Annotated in this window: 4 protein-coding genes; 2 read left to right on the top strand and 2 right to left on the bottom strand. The window is 46.8% G+C overall.

The features are described 5' to 3' along the window. Together DUN60_RS21675 and DUN60_RS21670 are read right to left on the bottom strand one after the other, a co-directional pair. The gene (locus tag DUN60_RS21675) at positions 1–1,350 is read right to left on the bottom strand and encodes an HlyD family type I secretion periplasmic adaptor subunit (protein WP_065206046.1); all 1,350 of its coding nucleotides are present in this window, start codon (positions 1,348–1,350) and stop codon (positions 1–3) included. A gap of 2 nt (positions 1,351–1,352) precedes the next feature. Continuing rightward, on the bottom strand, positions 1,353–1,715 hold the full coding sequence (locus tag DUN60_RS21670) for a hypothetical protein (RefSeq protein ID WP_016793662.1): 363 nt from the start codon (positions 1,713–1,715) through the stop codon (positions 1,353–1,355). Positions 1,716–1,901: 186 nt separating this feature from the next. Here DUN60_RS21670 and DUN60_RS21665 point away from each other — a divergent pair, with 186 nt between their 5' ends. Together DUN60_RS21665 and DUN60_RS21660 are read left to right on the top strand one after the other, a co-directional pair. Next, positions 1,902–23,420 (top strand): tandem-95 repeat protein, encoded by a 21,519-nt coding sequence (locus DUN60_RS21665; protein WP_114635416.1) that lies wholly within the window; start codon positions 1,902–1,904, stop codon positions 23,418–23,420. A 221-nt stretch (positions 23,421–23,641) separates the two neighbouring features. Continuing rightward, positions 23,642–23,995 (top strand): hypothetical protein, encoded by a 354-nt coding sequence (locus tag DUN60_RS21660; protein WP_017079131.1) that lies wholly within the window; start codon positions 23,642–23,644, stop codon positions 23,993–23,995. The last annotated feature ends 51 nt before the right edge of the window (positions 23,996–24,046 follow it).

Genomic DNA, 24,046 nt, shown 5'->3' with positions numbered 1-24,046 from the left:
TTACCTCTCATCGAATGCATCTTCGATGGCTGACATCACCGGTTTTGCTGCGTATTCGATCACGCGACGCGAGCCTGTTTTTACGTCGGCGGTAAATTCCATATAAGGTGATAGCTTGTATTGAGTGCCTCCTCGTTCAAGAAAGTTTCGGTTAATTTCAATCTCTGCCAAATAGAATTCAGCATCTTCTTCTTCATAGGATGAACGGCTGATTGAGGCGATGGTTCCCTCAACAAATCCATATTTAGCGAAGTTATAGGTATCCATTTTTACCTTCACAGCCTGTCCGATTTCTACAAATCCCATGTCTTTACGTGGAATCTTCGCTTCGCCGTGTAGCGAATTATTTATTGGGGCAATATCGGCGATACTCTCGCCTGGCGGAATCACAGCTGAACGGAAATTGAAGTGCAGTTTGTCGACCACGCCATCGACTGGTGAGTAGACAACCAGTCGATCAACCTTGTCGGAATGTTGTGGTTGTAAGATACGTTTTAGCTTGAGATCTTTATTCGCTTGAATGATTTGTGCTTGGTACTCGGAGTTTCGATTCTCAACCAAGTCACGGTGTTGCTTTTCCAGTTTGTCGAGCTGAAAACGTTCATTCATGACCGACTCATCAAGGTTCTCAATCTCACGCACCATATTGGATTCTTGTACTTTCATGTTGAGAACGTCGACATAAGACGCCATCTCTTCTTTATAAAGTGTGTTTTTAATGTTGAGTTGTTTGCGAATGAGCGATAGTTGGTTCTCTGAGCTTTTACGACGCTTAAGCATCGACCTAATCAGAGAGTTTTTGTGTTTAATATCATGGGTAATGAGCTCTTCGTTGGAGCGGTTTTTAGAAAACTCTTGTTGCCACGTATTCATGTTGACCTGAACTTGTTCTGGAAATTTTTCGATATAAGAAGCGAAGTTTGGTTCTACCATGTCGCGTAGGCTTTCATAACGAATTTTGTCTAGCTCTAGCTGAGTGATTTCGGTATTCACGGTATCAAGTTGAGTGTTGCGGTCTAGTGAGCGTATTCGTGCGATCGGCTGTCCTTCATAAACGACTTCTCCTTTTCGGACTAACATCTCTTCTAATATTCCGCCTTCTAGGTGTTGAACTTTCTCAACGTCAGATTCCAACAACAGTTCACCACGTACAGACACGACGATGTCGATACGCGCTTGTGATGCCACGGCGATAGCGACTAAAGCGAGTAGGAATATGATGAGCAACGTTTTGTGAACACTGGTCATGGCACTTGCAAGCACAATCGTGTCATCAGCTGTGACCTTAGAAGCCTCATTATTAGAAACGAGCGCTTTTCTTAAGTGATGTTCTATTTGGTTATTGCTCATGACTACCTCGATGACTTGTCATCTATTACTTCCTTAATGTCCAACAAGTGATTGATTTGTCGATTGACGTTGTGCAATTCAGTTTTTACATCCTCTAAAAGATCTTCTGGTGCAGGGAATTCGTGCTTACTCAAATGTTCCAACTTGGCCATTTTGGGTGGCAAGTCTTGATCGCACAGTAAAGTTAAGATGGTCTTTAATCTCTTTGAGTAGTTGTTGAGTTCATCAAAACGGTCACTTTTATGGAGCGTCTCTATGTTGATCGCTGCGTCTGAAAAGTCCTTATAAAAATCGCCTAATAGCAATTGAAGCCCTTTGTGGTTGTTGTCGATTGAACGCAGCAAACTCGTCATGTCTATCATCATTCCACCGCCGTAATTGCTTTAATCACAATAACTAAGGATGTTTAAAGGTAGTTTTCAAATTTTTTTTGATTCTTTATGCATAAAAAGAAAAATATGAAAAATGTTGTATAAAAACTTGGTTTTTCAAAATGGTGTCCTTTAATGCCTCTAAATACGATCAGTTAGCTAGTAGCAACGGAGGCTGTAATGGCAGGCGAAAATAACCAAAACAACCAAAATGAAGATCTAAATGACGCGGTAGAACAAACGGACACGAACGACGCGGGTACGCCCTCCCAACAGCAGAATCAACAAAATCAACAAAATACGATTGCGTCGACAATAGCGACGGGTGCTGAAAACACGGATGCGGCCGACGAGGTTAATCAGGCTTTAGAAGACAATCCGAGTGGTGCAGGTAATGCTGAAGATGCGTCGGCTTCTGGTGCGGCTGTTCAAGACGAGACGCCAGAAAGCGATGGAGATTCTGATGCAGCTCAATCCAATGTAGTCGGTGGTGCGGCTTCGGAAGCTGGCTCGGACAATGCTGCTGGCAGTGGTGGCGGAGCAGGTGCTGGCGCTCAAGCAGTAGGTGGCGATAACGCAGAGTCTGCGACAGGTGGAGCAGACGCTGAAGGTAATGAAGAACAAGGCCAAGCTGCACGTACCTCTGCAGCGTCGAGTTCTACATCTTCTGAATCGGGTGAGCAACAAGTCGGTGACGACCTCGATTCACAGACAGTCGAAGAGACATTTGCCGTTGATGTTCAAGCTTCAGATGAAGAGACCATCAGTGAAGTAGAGGATGACTTTGATTCTGAAACAGTAAGCGAAACGTTTAAAATCCAAGTAGAAAGTGAAAATGATGCGCCAGAAGCAGAACAAAATCTGGCTTACATCATGGATGAAGATGGCTCCATAACATTCACTCAAGAACAATTACTCGAATACGCAAGTGATGTAGATGGGGACGAACTGGTTGCATCTAACGTTCAAGTTGGTGCTGATGCAACGGTTCAAGATAATGGTGACGGTACGTTCACAGTTGTACCTTCCGCTGACTTTAATGGCGAGCTAGACCTTACTTTTGATATCAGTGACGGCCAAGAAACGATTAGCAGCGCAATTGATTTAACGGTACGTCCGATTAATGACGCACCTGTACCAGAAGATAAAACGTTTGAAATAGAGGAAGACGGAACTCTTGTATTCACCGACGCTGACCTTCTTTCTGGTGCTACAGACATTGAAGGTGACAACCTTACGGTTGAAGGTGTGACCTACGATGGCGGCGACGGTATTCTTACCGACAACGGCAATGGTACTTACACCTTTGCGCCAAACGAGAACTTCAATGGTGACGTAAACTTCAGCTTCGATGTATCAGACGGTACCGATACGGTAGCGGCAAATATCGATGTAAGCGTAACAGCAGTCGATGATGCGCCAGTATCAGGCGACCTTGCGTACTCAGTGGACGAAGACGGTTCGATTCGTCTAAGCCAAGAGCAACTGCTGTCTCAAGCATCTGACGTAGAAGGCGATGATCTAACTGCTAGTGGCCTAACGGTTGATGGTGATGCGACAGTTATTCAAAACGATGATGGCAGCTTTACCATCACGCCAGATGAGAACTTCAATGGCGACATTGATATCAGCTTTGATATCTCAGATGGTACCAATACAGTTCAAGCATCTGCAGATTTAACCGTTAACCCAATCAATGACCTGCCAGTTCCTCAAGACCAACAGTTCAGTGTTGAAGAAGACGGCACACTTATCTTCACTGACGCTGACCTATTAACAGGCGCGACAGACATTGAAGGTGACAACCTGACTGTTGAAGGTGTGAGCTACGATGGCGGCGACGGTATTCTTACCGACAACGGTAATGGGACGTACACCTTTGCGCCAAATGAAAACTTCAACGGCGACGTAAACTTCAACTTCGATGTATCAGACGGTACAGACACGGTTGCTGCAAACATTGATGTAAGCGTAACAGCAGTCGATGATGCACCAGTATCTGGCGACCTTGCATACTCAGTCGATGAAGACGGTTCGATTCGTTTAAGCCAAGAGCAATTACTGTCTCAAGCATCTGATGTCGAAGGCGATGATCTAACTGCTAGTGGCCTAACGGTTGGTGGTGATGCGACAGTTACTCAAAACGACGATGGCAGTTTTACCATCACGCCAGACGAGAACTTCAATGGCGATATCGATATCAGCTTTGATATTTCAGATGGCACTAACACGGTTCAAGCTTCTGCTGACTTAACTGTTAATCCAATCAATGACTTGCCAGTTCCTCAAGATCAACAGTTCAGTGTCGAAGAAGACGGCACACTCATCTTCACCGATGCAGACCTATTAACAGGCGCGACAGACATTGAAGGTGATAACCTGACTGTTGAAGGTGTGACCTACGATGGCGGCGACGGTATTCTTACTGATAACGGTAATGGTACTTACACCTTTGCTCCGAATGAGAACTTCAATGGTGACGTAAACTTCGGCTTTGATGTCTCAGATGGTACCGATACGGTCTCTGCCAACATTGATGTGAGCGTTACAGCGGTTGATGATGCACCTGTCTCTGGTGACCTAGCGTACTCAATTGACGAAGACGGCTCGATTCGTTTGAGCCAAGAACAGCTGCTTTCTCAAGCATCTGACGTAGAAGGCGATGACCTGACGGCCAGCGGCCTAACGGTTGGTGGTGATGCAACCGTTACTCAAAACGATGATGGCAGCTTCACGATTACGCCAGATGAGAACTTCAATGGCGACATCGATATCAACTTCGATATCTCTGATGGTACCAACACAGTTCAAGCTTCAGCAGATCTAACCGTTAATCCAGTTAATGACCTGCCAGTGCCCCAAGATCAACAGTTCAATATTGCAGAAGACGGTACTTTACTGTTCACAGACGCGGATCTGCTTACAGGCGCGACAGATGTTGAGGGGGATAACCTAACGGTTGAAGGTATCACTTATGAAGGTACTGATGGCGTACTGACTGACCTGGGTGAGGGCTCATACAGCTTTGCGCCAAATGAAAACTTCAATGGCGATGTGAGCTTCAGCTTCGATGTATCTGATGGCACCGATACGGTGTCTGCAAACATTGATGTTAGTGTGACTCCTGAGAACGATCCACCAGTTGCGGGTTCTACGTCTTACACCGTAAATGAAGACAATTCGATTACCATTTCTGATGCACAACTATTGGCAACATCTTCAGATATTGAAGGTGATGTATCTATCGACAGTGTGACGTATTCAGGTAGTGACGGTGTATTGGAAATCAATGGTAACGGCACGTACACCTTCTCGCCAAATGAAAACTTCAGCGGTGAAATTGCACTGGATGTGGTTGTTGCTGATGAAGATGGTGCGACCGATGCGACGACCGCTGGTATCAATGTTCTTGAAGTAAACGATCCACCAGTTGCAGGCCCAACGTCTTACACCATTGACGAAGATTCAGTACTGACCTTCAACGAATCACAAGTGCTACTAAATGCCTCTGATGTTGAAGGGGATGTAGAGCTTGTTGGTATTAGCTACGATGGTCCTGACGGCATCTTCTCAGTAAATGGTGACGGTACTTGCAGCTTCGCTCCGAATGAGAACTTTAATGGCCAAGTACAGCTTGATGTCACCATTCGTGATGGAGATGGTGCAGAAGTTGAAACCGTCATCAATGTTGACGTATTGCCAATCAATGATGCGCCAGTATCGGGTGATTTGGCGTACAACGTTAACGAAGATGGTTCAATCAAATTGAGCCAAGAGCAGCTGTTGTCTCAAGCGTCTGATGTTGAGGGCGAAGACCTAACCGCTAGCGACTTAACGGTAGATGGCAACGCAACAGTAACCGCCAATGATGATGGTAGCTTTACCATCGTTCCAGAAGCGAACTTCAATGGTGACATTGATATTCAATTCAACATTACTGATGGTACTGACACAGTTCAAGCAACCGCCGATCTTACGGTTAATCCAGTTAATGACTTGCCGGTTCCTCAAGATCAACAATTCAGCATTGAAGAAGATGGTACTCTGCAATTTACAGATGCCGATCTACTTACCGGTGCCACCGATATTGATGGCGATGACTTAACCGTTGAAGGTATTAGCTATACAGGTGGCGATGGCGTATTGACCGACCACGGTGATGGTACTTATACCTTTGCGCCAAATGAAAACTTCAATGGTGATGTGAACTTCAGTTTCGATGTGTCTGATGGTACAGAAACGGTCAGCGCTAACATTGATGTGTCTGTGACGCCTGAGAACGATCCACCCGTTGCAGGTTCAACCTCGTACATGGTCAACGAAGACAACGCCATCACCATTTCTGATGAGCAATTGTTAGCAAACTCTTCTGACGTTGAAGGTGCGGTATCGGTTGATAGCGTGACCTACAGTGGTACCGATGGTGTGTTCCAAGATAATGGTGACGGCAGTTACACCTTCCTTCCTAATGAAAACTTCAGTGGCGATATCAACCTTGATTTGATTGTTGCCGATGAAGACGGTTCGATTGATGAAACCACTGCGGGCATTACAGTTCTAGAGGTGAATGATCCACCGGTTGCGGGCCCAACGTCATACACCATTGACGAAGATTCGGTACTGACATTCAGCGAATCTCAGATTCTTGTGAATGCTTCGGATGTAGAAGGCGATGTAGAGTTAGTCGGCATTAACTACGATGGATCAGACGGTATCTTCACTGTAAATGGTGATGGTACATGCAGCTTTGCACCCAATGAAAACTTCAATGGTCAGGTTCAACTGGGTGTGACCATTCAAGATGAAGATGGTGCAACCGTTGAAACACAGATTAACGTTGATGTATTGCCAATCAATGATGCGCCAGTATCGGGCGATTTGGCTTACACCATCAATGAAGACAGCTCCATCACGCTAAGCCAAGAGCAATTGCTAGCACGTGCCGGAGATATTGATAGCGAAAACCTAGAAGCTATTAACCTGTCAAACGACGAAAACGCGACCATCCAACAAAACGACGATGGCAGCTACACCATTACACCAGACGCAGACTACAACGGTGACCTAGACCTGAACTTCGATATCATCGATAACGGTGGTGGTGAGGTTCAAGTTGGTCTAGATATCACAGTTAATCCACTGAATGACTTGCCACAAGCGCAAGATCAACAGTTCACGATTGAAGAAGACGGTACGTTACTCTTCACCGATGCTGATCTGCTTGCAGGTGCGTCGGATATTGATGGTGATGAGCTGTCGATTGAAAACGTGCTCTACACGGGCGCTGATGGTGTTCTTAGTGATAATGGTGACGGCACTTACAGCTTTGCACCAAACGAGAACTTCAATGGTGATGTTCAATTCTCATTTGATGTTTCTGATGGCACGGGTTCAACAGCCGCCCATATTGATGTAAGTGTAACGCCGGAGAACGATCCACCTGTAGCGGGCTCGACAGCTTATACAGTTCAAGAAGATGGCCAAATCACGATCAGTGATGAACAGTTATTAGCTAACTCTTCAGATGTAGAGGGTGATGTTGCTCTATCGAACGTTACTTACGCTGGTGACGATGGTTCGTTCGTTGATAACGGTAATGGCACCTACACCTTCACGCCAAATGAAAACTTCGACGGAGACATCTCACTAGACGTTGTCGTCGTTGACGAAGATGGTGCAACGGCGACAACCACAGCAGGCATTGATGTTATTGCCGTGAATGACGGTCCTGAAACGTCCGGCATTCAGGCTGAAGTCGACGAAGATAATTCAATTACCATTACTCAAGAGCAGTTACTTGCGAATGCAACTGACGTTGAAGGTGATGAGTTAACGGCATCTAACTTACAAACCAACGATCCAGACGCAACAATTGTTACTAATGACGATGGTTCATTCACTATTACGCACACAGAAAACTTCAATGGTGAGTTGGACTTCACGTACAGCATCAGTGATGGTGACAATGAAGTTCTGACCACGCTCGATCTAACGGTTAATCCAGTCAATGATGCGCCGGAAGCGGGCGATGAAATCTTCATCCAAGCGCAAGAAGACCAAACAGTTGGTGTGACTCTGCGTGAAGAGCCCGCACTGCGTTTAGACCAAGCGCCAGAAAACGGCATTATTGAAGCGAATGTCAATGATGAATGGGTGGTACTGGAAGTAGGACAAGAAGTTCCTGCAGATACAGAAGTGCGCTTTGTTCCAAGTGAAGATGCTCTGGCTGAAGGCACACACACTACACAAATCGGTACGTTTGACGATAACGCGAGTGTGGATGACTGGGGTACAGAAGTTGACCCTTATACTCGTGAGTTCTCAGATGGTGACTTAACAGTAACCGTTCAAAGTAACGATGATCCTCTAGGTGCTTGGAATGGCAATACACACATTGGTCACGGCCTTGGTGATACAGACCGCCAAGGGCTGAGTGGTGATGAAAAACTGACAGTTTCAGTTGAAGGTCAAGACATCAATGAAATCAGTTTCCACCTAGATGGTTTAGGTGGTTGGTTTATGGAAGAGTCACGTCACTTTACAGAAGTAGAAATTAAAGCATTCAATGAGGATGGCGACCTAATTGACTCGATGACTTACCACAAAGAAGATCGTGGTGGTTACGAGACTGATTACACGCTTACTGTTTCTGAACCTGTGTCTTACTTTGAACTTGGTACAATACAAGGAAATGGTACTTACGTCGTTCAAAACATGACAGTGTCACAAACCTGTCATGATGAAGCCGTGTTTACTTCGATTGGTGTAGACGGTTCTGAAATCACTGAAACGGTTGAGTTGAACATCCATGCGGGTGACAACGAAATCGAGCTAACGGCTGATCTTCCAAATATCACTATCGATACCGATGGTTCTGCTCAGTTTGCTTCTGTTGTGATTACAGAAGAACAGCTACTGGCACAAGCCTCTGATATTGATGGCGACGACCTTGATATTCAAAATCTAGAGCTGGTGGGTGAAAACTCAGAGCATGCAACACTGACTGATAATGGTGATGGTACTTGGACGGTAACACCGGATGAAAACTTCCATGGTGAAATCGAACTGGGTTATCAAGTTACCGATGGTGAACTGACCGACGACAACATCATTAACATTAACTTCGAGTCGGTGAATGATGCGCCAATCGTTTCTGGTCCAATGGTGCTATCGACAGACGAAGACCAAGGTATTACTTTTAGTGCTGATGATTTATTGGCGAACACTACAGATGTAGAAGGCGATACGCTGTCTATTTCTGACATCACTTACGGTGGTGATAACGGTGACTTGGTCGACAACGGCGATGGCACATTTACCTTCATGCCGAATGAAAACTTCAATGGTGAAATCGACATCGATTACAAAGTCTTCGATGGCACCGATGAAGTAGCAACGCACCTAGATCTAACAGTTATACCAGTCAACGATATTCCTGTTTCAGGTGAGCCGCTACACACCCAAATGCTTGAAAACGGCTCTATGATCATCGAAGCAAAAGATCTATTGTCTGGTGCGACCGATGTTGATGGCGACATTCTTCATGTTGAAAACCTACTACTTGCAGACCAAACGCAAGGTACATTAACGGATAATGGTGACAATACCTTTACCTTCGAACCTGCAGAAGATTTCTACGGTGAAGTGAATCTGACCTTCGATATCAGTGATGGTCAAGCAAGCGCGCCAAGCTCTGCAAGAGTAGACGTTGAGATTGTCAACGAAGGCCCAGAGGTTAGTGGCCCAATTGAAGCGGCGGTTGATGAAGATGGTTCAATCACCATTACGCAAGAGGACTTGTTGGCGAATGCAACCGATGTCGATGGTGACAACCTTGAAGCGGTTAACTTTGCGACCAACGATCCAAATGCGGCTATTGTAGAAAACTCAGACGGTAGCTTCACAATCACACCAAGTGCAGACTTCTTTGGTGAGATTGAGTTCACTTACGATGTCACTGACGCAATTGAGACAGTGGCAGCCGGTCTTAACCTGACCGTAAATCCAATCAACGATGCGCCAGACGTACCGGATATGTCTTTCACAACGGAAGATGGTCAAGCAATCACCATTACCGAAGCTGAGCTATTAGCACAAGCGACAGACGTTGAAGGCGATGAGCTGTCTGTTGTGAATGTGACTAGCGCGAGCGACACGGTAGAAGTCACGGACAACGGTGACGGTACATACACATTAACGCCAGAGCAGGGCTTCTTCGGCAATGTTGATTTAGCGTTTGATGTGAGCGACGGCACGGAGGTGGTGGCGGCAAACATCGACCTAAAAGTTGAGTTCGTCAATGATACGCCAGAAGCGACGCCAATGGTTGCAGATGTCGACGAAGATGGTTCAATTCTCGTTACGCAAGAGATGTTGTTGGAAAACGCGAGCGATCAAGATGGTGATGAGCTGTTTGCGAGCGCGCTGGAAACCAACGATCCAAACGCCACCATCGTAAATAATGATGATGGCACGTACACAGTGACGCCTTCGGAAAACTTCAATGGTGATATCGCATTCACTTATGAGGTGAGCGACGGTGAGCTGAGCACGTCTAATGACATGACATTGACCGTGAATCCGGTGAATGACATTCCAATCGTTGCTCCAGGCATGTACCACATTGAAGAGGATGGCAGCATCCTGTTCACTCAAGAAGATCTGTTGAGTGGTGCGATTGATATTGATGGCGACGACTTAAGCGTTACTAGCATCAATTACTCTGGTGATGAAGGCACAGTCACCGATAACGGCGATGGCACGTTCAGCTTCGTTCCTGAAGAGCACTTTAGTGGTGACTTACAGTTCAGCTTTACGGTTACCGACGGAACTGACGAGGTAGAGCAAGACCTTAACGTTCATATTGAAGCGGTCGCAGATGCGCCGGATCTTGTGATTACCGATGGCGATGGCGTTAACGTCGATGACCAAGCGATTTTGGTTGAGCCAGGCGGCATTGTTGAACTGAATATTGCAGCGGCGCTTGTCGACCAGGACTTGTCTGAAACACTTACCGTAACTGTAGATGGTGTGCCAGAAGGTTCGGTTATTCAATACGATAACGAAGGCGTTCTGAATGACCAAGAGAACGGTATCACCAGTTACAACGACACTGAAATTACAGTAACGTTTGAAGGTGAAACGGCAGGTTACCAAAACGCAGCGGGTTACTACAAAGTTGACGAAGACGGCAACATCACGGGTGTTGAAGTTGTCTATGAAAATGCATCACAAGTGGGTGGCGGTGGTGACCTTGTTCCCGGGCAAGACCAGTTCAGCTTCCAAGTTGAAGAAGGTGAAAGTTTCAACCTGTTCTTGATTCCAAACGGGCATCAGCACAATGACTTTGACGCGATGCAGGAAGGTCAGTACGAGTTCCGTGCAGCGGATGGTTCGCCTGCAAACATGGATACGGTTGATCCTCAACTTGTATTTGTTGCTGCCGATGGAACTGAAACTGTAGTTCAAGGGCAGAATGGTGACGCGATCTTCCATGGTGGTTCAAGCTCTCAGCTAAACCAAGATGGTATCGAACATACGCGCACGACGGTTAATGAAGACGGCGAGCTGGTTTACGGATTTGAAGATTTGTATGGTGGCGGTGATGCTGACTATTCAGACTTCAACTTCACAATCGATGTCGGTGAAGTGAACAGCCAAATCTACAGTGGTGAAGTGACGGTTGGTCCTGATGGTACGGTGAACCTACCAACAACGGCTATCGAAAATGCACTACAAATCCAGTTACCAGAAGACTTCAACGAACAGCTTGAAGTTCATGTAACAGCAACCGCAACAGAGCTATCGAATGATGATTCTGAAATGGTCTCTCAAACCATCTACATTAACGCGACAGGCGCCCACATTGAACATGCACCTGAAGCACTTCCTGTTGCTGCAACTGTGGAAGAAGATGGTTCTATCATCATTACGCAAGAAGACTTGTTAGCTAATGCTCGTGATCTCGATGGCGACCAGCTGACCGCTCTGAATTTAGCAACCGATGATGAGAGCGTAACTATCACAGATAACGGTGATGGTACGTACACATTAACGCCAGATGCTGACTTCAACGGTGATGTTAACTTCACATTTGATGTATCGGATGGTGATGATGTTGTCTCTACCAACCTTGAGTTAACCGTTTCACCAGTGAATGATGGCCCAGAAGCACAAGACCAGACATTCACCGTCGGTGAAGACGGCGTGTTAACGTTCAATGACCAAGACCTATTAACGGGTGCAACGGACATTGAAGGGGACGACCTAAGTGTTGAAGGTGTGACTTACACTGGCGCAGACGGTGTTCTCACAGATAACGGCGATGGCACATATAGTTTTGCGCCAAACGAAAACTTCAATGGCGATGTGAACTTCTCGTTCAATGTATCAGATGGTACCGATACGGTAACCGCTAACATTGATGTCAGCGTGACGCCAGAGAATGATCCTCCAGTGGCGGGTAGCACGTCTTACACCGTTCATGAAGACAACTCCATTACGATCAGTAACGAACAGCTATTAGCGAACTCTTCGGATATCGAAGGGGAGGTGGCAATTGACAGCGTCACCTACAGTGGCAGTGATGGTGTGTTGGAAATCAACGGCAACGGTACTTATACCTTCTCTCCAAACGAAAACTTTAACGGCGAAATTAACCTAGATGTTGTCGTGGTTGATGAAGATGATGCTGCCGTATCGACTACCGCGGGTATTACAGTCCTTGAGGTAAACGACCCTCCTGTGGCTGGTCCAACGTCATACACTATCGATGAAGATTCTGTACTGACCTTCAATGAGACTCAAGTTCTATTGAACGCATCTGATATCGAAGGTGATGTACAACTCGTCGAGATTAACTACGATGGCCCTGACGGAATCTTCTCCATCAATGGTGACGGCACATGTAGCTTTGCACCGAATGAAAACTTCAACGGCCAAGTACAGTTGGATGTGACCATTCAAGATGAAGACGGCGCTCAAGTTGATACTCATATTACGGTTGATGTCTTACCAATCAATGATGTTCCAGTATCAGGAGCCTTGGCATACAGCGTAGAGGAAGACGGTTCAATTACCTTGAGCCAAGAGCAACTTCTTTCTCAAGCGAGCGATGTAGACGGAGACGACCTTACTGCTTCTAACTTAATTGTTGATGGAGACGCGACAGTCGTTGCTAACGATGATGGTAGCTTTACCATTACACCAGATGCGAACTTCAATGGCGACATTGACCTAACGTTCGACATTAGCGACGGTACCGATACGCTGGTTGCGACGGCTGACCTCACCGTTAATCCAGTTAATGACCTTCCACAACCTCAAGATCAAACGTTCAGCATTGGCGAAGACGGCATCTTGAACTTCACAGATGAAGACTTGCTAACAGGAGCTACCGATATCGATGGGGATGACCTATCGGTTGAAGGCGTTACTTACACCGGTGCCGACGGTGTTCTTACTGACAATGGCGACGGAAGCTACAGCTTTGCGCCAAACGAGAACTTCAATGGTGATGTGAACTTCAGTTTTGATGTATCAGATGGTACCGATACGGTTCAAGCCAATATTGATGTGAGCGTGACACCAGAGAACGATCCACCGGTTGCGGGTAGTACGTCTTACACGGTTCATGAAGACAACTCGATTACCATTAGCAACGAACAGTTACTCGCTAACTCTTCAGATATTGAAGGTGAAGTGGCGATTGATAGTGTGGCTTACACCGGTGCCGATGGTGTATTCGAAGACAACGGAAACGGTACGTATACCTTCTCGCCAAACGAAAATTTCAATGGCGAAGTTAGTCTAGATGTTGTTGTGACCGATGAAGACGGTGCAACTGAAGCAACGACAGCTGGAATTACTGTACTTGAGGTGAACGATCCACCAATTGCGGGTTCAACCAGTTACTCAGTCAACGAAGACGAAGTCATCACCATCAGTTCAGAGCAACTGTTGGCGAACGCTTCAGACATCGAAGGTGAAGTGGCGATTGATAGCGTTAACTACACCGGCTCAGACGGTATCTTTACCGATAATGGTGATGGCACATTCAGCTTCGCACCAAACGCTAACTTCGATGGCGATGTAAGCCTTGATGTTGTCGTGACTGATGAAGATGGCGCAACCGTAGCGACCAACGCAAGCATTGATGTTCTGCCTGTTAACGATGCTCCGGTATCAGGTGACTTGGCATACAGCGTTGATGAAGATGGTTCGATTACCTTGAGCCAACAGCAATTACTTGCTCAAGCTGGTGACATTGACGGCGATGACTTAACAGCGGCTAACCTGACCGTTGGTGGTGATGCGACCGTCACTGTAAACGATGACGGTAGCTTTACCATTACGCCAGATGCGAACTTCAATGGCGACATTGATTTGAACTTCGACATTACCGATGGTGATGCAACGATTCAAGCAACGGCAGATCTCACGGTTAACCCTGTGAATGACTTGCCAACAGTCGGTGAACCACAATTCACCACTCAGGAAGACACCAGCTTTACCTTCACAGAAGAGCAACTGCTGCAAAATGCAGGTGACATTGATGGCGACAACTTGTCGGTTGAAAATGTCGCTTCTGACAGCGGTTCTTTGGTTGATAATGGCGATGGTACTTACACATTCGCACCGAATGAAAACTTCGACGGCAATGTGAATGTGACGTTCGACGTGAATGACGGTACAGCGACAGTACCAGCAGAAGCGACGATTGATGTTCAATCTGTGGTTGATATGCCTGAGCTGTCGATTGCCTCTGACTTGGTGATTGCTTCAGATAACTTCGAGTCTGGCTCAAATGGCTGGAATGCGGGTACTGAAAGCTCACAAGGCTTTGAGTCGGGTGACATGTTGGGTCGTATTGGTGGCACTGGTGGCGATGAAGCGGTCAGTAAAACTTACGACATTCCAAGTGATGTGAGCGAAGTGAATATCTCATTCAGCTTCTACGAAATTGATTCTTGGGATGGAGAGTCGTTCCAAATCTTTGTAGGCGGCGAAGAGCTTACCTCGCTAGATAATTCTGCGTTCCGTACCGAAGATGGCACGACAACGTTGTACGATTCAGCTGGCAATGAAGTGGGTGAAGTCGTCCATGGCGTATCGCAAGGTGAAGGCTTCAGTGGTTGGAATGACCAAGCACACCAAATCAACCTAACGGTACCCGTTGAAGACGGCCAACTTGAATTAGGCTTCGGATCAACCTTGAACCAAAGCGTGAGTGATGAGTCATTTGGTATCGACAACATTGAAATCACAGTGTCTGACGCGGATTACCAAATCATTGGTACCGAAGATACGCCAGTACCACTGGATATTGATGCGGCACTAACGGATACGGATGGTTCAGAAAACCTTGCTATCTTGATCGAAGATGTGCCGGAAGGAAGCTCGCTTTCTGCAGGTACGGATAACGGTGATGGCTCTTGGTCACTGCAACCAGGAGAACTAGAAGGGCTAGAGTTTATCCCTTCAGGTGACTTCAATGGTGATGTGGTACTAACCGTTAAAGCGACATCGACTGATGTTGATACAGGCACCACCGCAACGGCAACACAAGATGTGACGATTCATATCTCTCCAGCAAATGATGCTCCAGAAGTTGATGGGGATATCAGTGCAGTCACTGCCGAAGACAATAGCATCACGCTAACGCAAGAACAGCTGCTAGAACACGCTGTCGATATTGATGGTGATGACCTATCAGCAATCAACCTAACCACCAATGATGAAAATGCCACCATTGAAATGAACGACGATGGTAGCTTCACCATTACCCCAAGTGAAAACTTCAACGGTAATACCGAATTTAGTTACGATGTCACCGATGGAGAAGAGATGGTGGCAGCCGGTCTAGACTTGACAGTAACGCCAGTCAATGACGCGCCAGAGCCACAAGATCAAGCATTCACTATTGGTGAGGATGGTGTTCTTAACTTCACGGACACTGACTTGTTAACTGGCGCAACCGATGTTGAAGGAGACGACCTAACAGTAGAAGGTGTGACTTACACGGGTGCGGACGGTGTTCTTACTGACAATGGCGACGGCAGCTACAGCTTTGCACCAAACGAGAACTTCAATGGCGATGTGAACTTCAGTTTTGATGTGTCAGATGGCACGGACACGGTTCAAGCCAATATTGATGTGAGCGTAACGCCGGAGAACGACCCTCCAGTGGCGGGTAGTACGTCTTACACTGTTCATGAAGACAACTCAATCACGATTAGTAACGAACAGCTACTAGCCAACTCTTCAGACATTGAAGGTGAGGTTGCGATTGATAGCGTGACTTACACTGGCAGTGACGGTGTGTTCGAAGACAACGGTGACGGCACGTACACCTTCTCGCCAAACGAAAACTTCAATGGTGATGTGAGCTTAGCGGTTGTTGTTACCGATGAAGAAGGAGCAACAGAAGCGACCACAGCAGGAATCACCGTACTTGAGGTGAACGATCCGCCAATCGCAGGTTCTACCAGCTACTCAGTGAACGAAGATGAAGTTATCACCATCAGTGCAGAGCAACTGTTGGCGAACTCTTCTGATATTGAAGGTGAAGTGGCGATTGATAGCGTTAACTACACAGGCGCTGACGGCATCTTTACTGATAATGGCGATGGAACATTCAGCTTCGCGCCAAACGCAAACTTCGATGGCGATGTTAGCCTTGATGTCGTGGTGACCGATGAGGATGGCGCAACGACAGCTACAACGGCAAGCATTGATGTTCTTCCAATTAATGATCCACCAGTATCGGGCGACTTGGCATACAGCATTGATGAAGATGGTTCTATTACTCTGACTCAAGAGCAGTTGCTATCTCAAGCCTCTGATGTGGATGGCGATGACCTGACCGCAAGCAACCTAAGCGCAGGCGATAATGCATCCGTTGTTGATAATGGCGATGGTACCTTTACGGTAACGCCAGATGCGAACTTCAATGGCGATATCGACCTAAGCTTTGATATTTCGGATGGTACAGAGTCAATTGTGGCAAACGCCGATCTGACGGTAAACCCAGTCAATGACTTGCCAACGACATCTGATGTTTACGCGAACGTTGATGAAGATAATGTCATCACTATCACGCAGGAGCAGTTACTTGCGAATGCTGCTGATATTGAAGGTGATGACCTTGTTGCTTCCGACTTAACCTTGGTGGGAGATGATGCAACGATTGTCGATAATGGCGATGGCACATTCTCGATCACTCCAAGCGAAAACTTCAATGGCTACATCGATGTGGCTTACAGTATCAGCGATGGTGACACACCGATTGCGGTTAACTTAGGTTTGACGGTTGATCCAGTTAACGATGCGCCAATTGTTTCTGCTGATGTTGCGATAACCATTGAAGAAGACGGTTCATACACCATTACTCAAGAAGAGCTCCTACAATTCGCGACTGACATCGAAGACGATGACATGACCGCAATTATCGGAGAGCAAGGCGATGAAACGACCGTAACCGGTACGGTGCTGGATGCTGAAACGGGTAGCCCAGTCGTTGGTGCAGACGTCACAATGACCGATAACGCCGGTCACTCATACACCACGGTGACAGACCAATCTGGTCACTACTCTGTGAGTGGTCCTGTTGTTGACCAAGGTACCGTTACTATTGAACAAGAAGGCTCTATTACCAGCAGCTTCCTGGTTCCAGCAGGCGAAGATACCAACGGTGGCGTAACCGCTATATCTGAAGTCCTTGAAGAAACAGATATGCGTATCGTCGTGACCTGGGGGGAAAGTCCTCGTGATATGGATAATCACCTATGGCTTTACGATACAGAGTCTGGCAATGAGCTAGACCATATCTACTACCGCGATATGAGCCATGATCTTGGTGAAGGCAATGTCGTCCAACAAGATGTAGATGACACGAATGGTGGTGGTCCTGAAACCATCACTATTCCAAATTATCAAGATGCTGACATGCACTATTCAGTACACAACTACACCAGCAGAAGTTGGGATGTAGATGGTGTTGAAGATGTACAGGTTCAGGTGTTCGTTGGCGATACATTGGTTGAAACCTTCAGCCCGGATTTATCTGATAACCCATCAGGTGACCACTGGCATGTATTCGATATCGTGAATGGCATCATTGTTCCAAGCCAAGATGTCGGCACTCAAAATGCGTTCGATTTGCCAACGGCAGAAGAAGCGCTTGCGAATGAAAACGGCATTGATATCTCTGAATTGCTAACTGGCGATGAAGGTGATGATTCTGGTGATACGGGCGGAAACGAACCAAGTGTTGGAGATGTTTCCATTGAGAACGCTCTTATCACTGACAATGGTGATGGTACTTACACCATTACACCGGAAGAGAACTTCAATGGTGAATTCTCGATTAGTTACAACGTGGACGATGGCAACGGCGGGGTTACGCCTGCGGAACTAGACGTTACTGTAACAGCAGTTAACGACCTTTCGGTTATTTACGACCACGACTACACCATTAATGAAGATGGCTCGCTGACCTTTACCGATGAACAGCTATTGGCTGGTGCAACGGATATTGATGGCGATGACCTTTCTGTCGAGTCGGTTAACTACGAAGGCACAGACGGTGTGTTCACGGATAATGGCGATGGTACTTACACCTTTGCGCCAAACGAGAACTTCAATGGTAATGTCGACCTAACTTACGATGTGAGTGATGGTACGGATGTTGTATCGGCGAATATTGATGTTCAAGTGGTTCCAATCAATGACGTACCGGTAGCGGGTTCTACTACTTACAGCGTTGAAGAAGACGGCAGTATCACCCTAAGCGATGCACAACTTCTGGCGAATAGCTCGGATGTTGAAGGGGAAGTGTTTGTCAGCGATGTAAGCTACAGCGGCACTGATGGTGTATTCACTGATAATGGTGATGGTACTTACACCTTTGCTCCAAACGACAACTTTAACGGTGACATCAGTCTTGATGTCTCTGTTATGGATGAAGATGGCGCAACCGCTGAAACAACCGCAGGTATCGACGTTATTGCCGTTAATGACTTGCCAGTTGCAGGTTCAACGACCTACAGCGTTGACGAAGATAACGTGATTACCATCTCTGAAGCACAGCTTCTTGCGAACAGCTCAGACATTGAAGGTGATGTATCCGTTAGCGACGTTTCCTACTCAGGCGCAGACGGTATCTTTACTGACAATGGTGATGGTACTTACAGCTTCGCACCAAATGAAAACTTCAACGGCAATGTCAGCCTAGATGTCACCGTTGCTGATGAAGAGGGTGCAACGGCTGAAACCACTGCGGGTATTGAAGTTATCGCGGTTAACGACGCGCCAGTGTCAGGTGACTTGGCTTACTCAGTGGATGAAGATGGTTCAATCACACTAAGCCAAGAGCAGCTGCTTGCTCAAGCATCGGATGTGGACGGCGATGATCTTACCGCTGCCAACCTAACTGCGGGTGATAACGCTACCGTTACGGCAAACGATGATGGTTCATTTACCATTACTCCGGATGCCGACTTCAATGGCGATATTGACCTAAGCTTCGACCTTTCTGATGGTACTGAAACAGTTGTTGCAACGGCCGACCTTACTGTGAATCCAGTGAATGACATCGCGGTTGTAGAAGATGTCGCTTACACCATTGAAGAAGACGGTTCACTTACCTTTACAGACGAGCAACTGCTAGCGGGTGCTTCTGATATTGATGGTGATGAGCTTTCAGTTGCCGATGTGTCTTACACTGGCGCAGAGGGTGTGTTTACCGACAATGGCGATGGCACTTACACCTTTGCACCGAACGAGAACTTCAATGGTGACGTAAGTCTGGACTTCTCGGTATCTGACGGTACAGAAACGGTTGATGCAAATATCGACGTAACGGTAACAGACGTTAACGATGCACCAGTGGCAGGCGCAACGTCTTACCAAATGAACGAAGATGGCACTATTACATTGAGCCCTGAGCAGTTGATTGCTAATAGCTCCGATGTGGACGGTGAAGTGTCGCTTGATAGCGTGAGCTATTCAGGTGCAGACGGTATCTTGGTTCAAAATGAAGATGGTTCAGTCACCTTCGCTCCAAATGAAAACTTTAACGGCGACATCAGTCTTGATGTGACGGTTATTGATGACGATGGCGCAACGGCTGAAACTACCGCTGGTATTGAAGTGATTGCTGTTAACGACGCTCCAGTAGCAGGAAACGTGGCTTACTCGGTTGATGAAGATGGTTCAATTACGCTGTCTCAAGAGCAGTTGCTGGCTAACGCATCCGATGTTGATGGTGATGCACTGACCGCAAGTAACCTATCCGCAGGTGACAATGCGACCGTAACAGCGAACGATGATGGTTCATTTACTATCACTCCGGATGCTGACTTCAACGGCGACATAGACCTAAGCTTCGATGTGTCAGATGGCCTTGAAACTGTTCAAGCTGGCGTCGACCTAACGGTTAACCCAGTCAATGACTTACCAACGGCTGCTGACCAAAGCTTTACCGTTGAGGAAGATGGTACGTTAACCTTCACTGACGCTGACCTATTAGTAGGCGCTGCGGATATTGATGGTGATGACCTGTCTATCGCTGACGTGTCTTACACGGGCGCAGAGGGTGTGTTCACTGACAACGGTGACGGCACTTATAGCTTTGCTCCGAACGAGAACTTCAATGGCGATGTAAACCTTGGCTTCACAGTGACTGATGGCACTGAGACAGTCGATGCCAATATTGATGTGACGGTAACGGATGTTAACGATGCGCCGGTTGCGGGTTCAACGTCTTACCAAATGAACGAAGATGGCACCATCACAATTAGCCCTGAACAGCTAATTGCTAATAGCTCGGACGTTGATGGTGAAGTGTCGCTTGAAAGTGTGACTTACTCGGGCTCTGACGGCACCTTGGTGCAAAACGATAATGGATCTGTGACCTTCACGCCGAGTGAGAACTTTAACGGTGATATCAGCCTAGATGTGGTTGTAACCGATGATGACGGTGCAACTGCAACAACGACGGCAGGTATCGAAGTTCTGGCTGTGAACGATGGACCAGAATCTGAGGAAGTGGAACTAACCACAGCCGAAGACAGCACCATTCTTATCACACAAGACATGTTGTTAGCTCAAGCTACCGACATCGATAACACCGCAGATGAGCTGTCAGCTTCTGGTCTACAAATCGACTCTAGCTTGGGTGAGTTGCTAGACAACGAAGATGGTACTTGGTCATTTACGCCGAACGAAAACTTCAATGGCGATGTGCCAATGACGTTTAACGTTAGCGATGGCCAAGAGACAATTTCAGTCGACGGCAACATCGATGTTACGCCAGTGAATGATGCACCTGAAGCGCCAATGATTGAGATGCAAGGCGAAGAAGATGTGGTCATGGTGATTGACCCGGCTTACATCGCGGATCAAGTGACAGACCTTGATGGCGACGAGATCAGCATTGAGAGCATCACAGTTCGAGCTCCAGCGAACGCGACCTTAACTCAGCAACCAGACGGCATGTATCACTTAGTGACTACTCAAGACTTTAATGGCTTAGTGGAACTGGGTTATCAAGCTACTGACGGTGAAGAAGTGGTTGATGGGTCGCTGAATGTGGATGTCATTCCGGTTAACGACGCACCATTCAATGTCGGCAACGCAATGATGACCACAGGCGAAGATGGCGCGTTCACCTTCGATGCTGGCGACTTGATGAACTTGTTCGGTGATATTGATACCGCTGACCTTGTTGTTTCTCGCATTATCACCGCAGACGGTGAAGATGGCGGAGAAGTAACAGACAACGGCGATGGAACTTGGACATTCACACCAACAGGCGATTTTGCGGGCGTTTCTGACCTGCAAGTTGTCGTGAGTGACGGTGAGTTTGAAACGGTTCTCGATGTTCCTGTATACGTACGTCCTGTCGCAGATGGCGCGGTTATTTCAACTGACCATGACGGTCCATTGGTGTTCGGCGAAGATGAAACGGGTCACTTAGGACTGAACGTTGGCTTAGTCGATGATTCAGAAACACTAAGTAACCTAGTGATGACAGGTTTCCCTGTTGGATTCGAGGTAACAGATGGTGTGAATACCGTGATGATCACCGAGCCGGGTCAATACATCGACCTGTTCGATTGGGATATCTCAAACATTCAAATGACGCCTCCTGAAGACTTCCATGGTGAGTTCTTCGTAACGGTTAGCGCAACAACGGTTGATTACGGAGATGAACCGGAAGCGTTTGAAGATGGCATCGATTCTGGTGATTTCGAAACCGTAGCGGGTGATTCCATCATCCTAACGGCGGACGACCTAATTGGTTTGGCTGAGAATGTGGATGCTGACAGCGATGATGAAGTGAAATTGGTTCATCTTGCTGACCGCAGCCAAGGTGAGATTGTCGATAATGGCGATGGCACTTGGACGTTCACACCAGCACCAGGCTTCACTGGCGAAGCAGACATAGCTTACGTGGTTGATAAAGATGGCGTGCTTCATGATGAGCAAACTGGCGTGGTCGTGAAAGAAGGCGACTCACAAGAGAATGCAGCACCAGAAGTTAACAGCATCACGACGACGGAAATCGCAGCAGATGCAACCTTGTCGTTCACGGATCAAGACATGCTAGCGAACCTGAGCGATGCAGAAGGCGATAGCTTGAGCATTGAGTCAGTAAGCTTGATGGAAGGTCAGGGCGTAATTGAGAGCGATAACCAAGGTAACTATCAATTCACACCTGCTGAAGACTACACCGGTGATGTTCAAGTTGGATTTATAGCGACCGATGGCGAAAATCGCATCGAAAGCTTCTTCAATGTGGATATCCAAGGCGGAGATGAAGCAGCGGCGAGTGAAGGTTATGCCTTAGCTGATGATGGTTCACTAACTATTACGGATGCACAGCTGGTGGATGAGTTAGGCGTGAGTGATTCTGCACAAGTTGTCGATGTTGCAGACGCGAATGATGCAGGCTTCTTTGCTGAATCTGGCGAAGGTGAGTGGACCTACTGGCCAAACGAAGACTTCGATGGCAACTTAGCAATGAATGTTGACGTTAACGATGGCGGTGAAGTATCAAGCCACAGTGTAAGTATCCAAGTGGCCGATGAATCAGTGCAAAGTGATGAACCACAAGTCCAAGCTGCTCAAGCAACAGAAGAGCAACAAGTGGAAGTGGCTCAACAAGCTGATGACCAAGCTCAAGATGCTGAAGCTGAAGGCAGCACAGCAGATGTAACCGCGGCACCGGGCGATACCATCTCTATCTCAATTCCAGATGAGGTGAGTGGTAACGAATCGGTTGATTACGCTGATATGTCTGGCTTACCTGAGGGCGCTACTGTGAGCAACGCACTGGATAACGGTGATGGTAGCTTCACAATCAGTGGCAACCTAGAGCAGCCTGTATCCGTTGAACTTCCAGAAGGTTATGAAGGTACTAGCGAGATCCAATTCCAAGGTTACGACGAATTGGGTAGTTCAATAGACGGTGCTAGCGGTTCTGTTGAGGTTGAGGTCGATGATCAATACACCATGCAAGGTTCTACCCAAGAGCAGCAACCAGACATGGCGGGTATGGAATCTGGAGGCAGCGACTGGACAAGTTCAGGTGGTCAAGATCAAGGTGTTGACTTCACGGACGACTCTGGAAGCTTCGATTCAGATTCTCAAACTGGAACAGATCAAGGCAACGACTTCGACCAAAGCTCGATTTAATCGAGAAGGCTTAGTTTTAGTCTGAACCGACATTTAGTCTAAACCAACAAGTAGATAGGGCAGCGTAAAGTTGCCCTCATTAAAGCCATGTAGGGTTATTGATACATGGCTTTTTTATTGCTTGTTCTTCTAAATAATATTGTTTGTTTCGCTAAATAAACTTGAGAACAGATAAAAATGTCCTTAATTATTAGAAGAGTTAGTTAGAAAGGAGGGACGACATGTATCGTTATGTCAGTTCACCGCAAGCGTCGAAGTACATCGTGCCACCACCTCAACATCGTGAGTTGTCGAGTGTGGATGTGCCTGAGTCCGAATTAGAGATGCGAGAAATATTGAATAATTGGTTTGCTGATGGTTTAGCACCCATTATTGAAAGTGAAGATGACTACATCTCTGCGAGCGATCACGTTCGATTTGAAAAGCTCAGCGGCACTGTTGGGATGCTGTTGAGAAACAAAGATTATTATTTTGCGGCTAAGCGGATTTTATCTGTGTGGGAACAAGATTGCCTTGAAACCACTTACATCAATTATCTCATTTTACGCAGTGAGCGAGTCACTTCTTTAAGGTAAGTGAATGCTGTGGCATTTGCCAATAGCGATTAGCCATTTAGGGGGCGTGAG

The sequence above is a fragment of the Vibrio splendidus genome, assembly GCF_003345295.1.
Taxonomy (GTDB): domain Bacteria; phylum Pseudomonadota; class Gammaproteobacteria; order Enterobacterales; family Vibrionaceae; genus Vibrio; species Vibrio splendidus_K.
The sequence above is the reverse complement of the archived record's forward strand: the minus strand, read 5'-3'. Positions and strand labels throughout refer to the sequence as shown.

What these genes read in the sequence shown, in the direction of transcription:
- DUN60_RS21675 (WP_065206046.1), bottom strand. Translation starts at nt 1,350, where the DNA reads ATGAGCAATAACCAAATAGAACATCACTTAAGAAAAGCGCTCGTTTCT.
- DUN60_RS21670 (WP_016793662.1), bottom strand. Translation starts at nt 1,715, where the DNA reads ATGATGATAGACATGACGAGTTTGCTGCGTTCAATCGACAACAACCAC.
- DUN60_RS21665 (WP_114635416.1), top strand. Translation starts at nt 1,902, where the DNA reads ATGGCAGGCGAAAATAACCAAAACAACCAAAATGAAGATCTAAATGAC.
- DUN60_RS21660 (WP_017079131.1), top strand. Translation starts at nt 23,642, where the DNA reads ATGTATCGTTATGTCAGTTCACCGCAAGCGTCGAAGTACATCGTGCCA.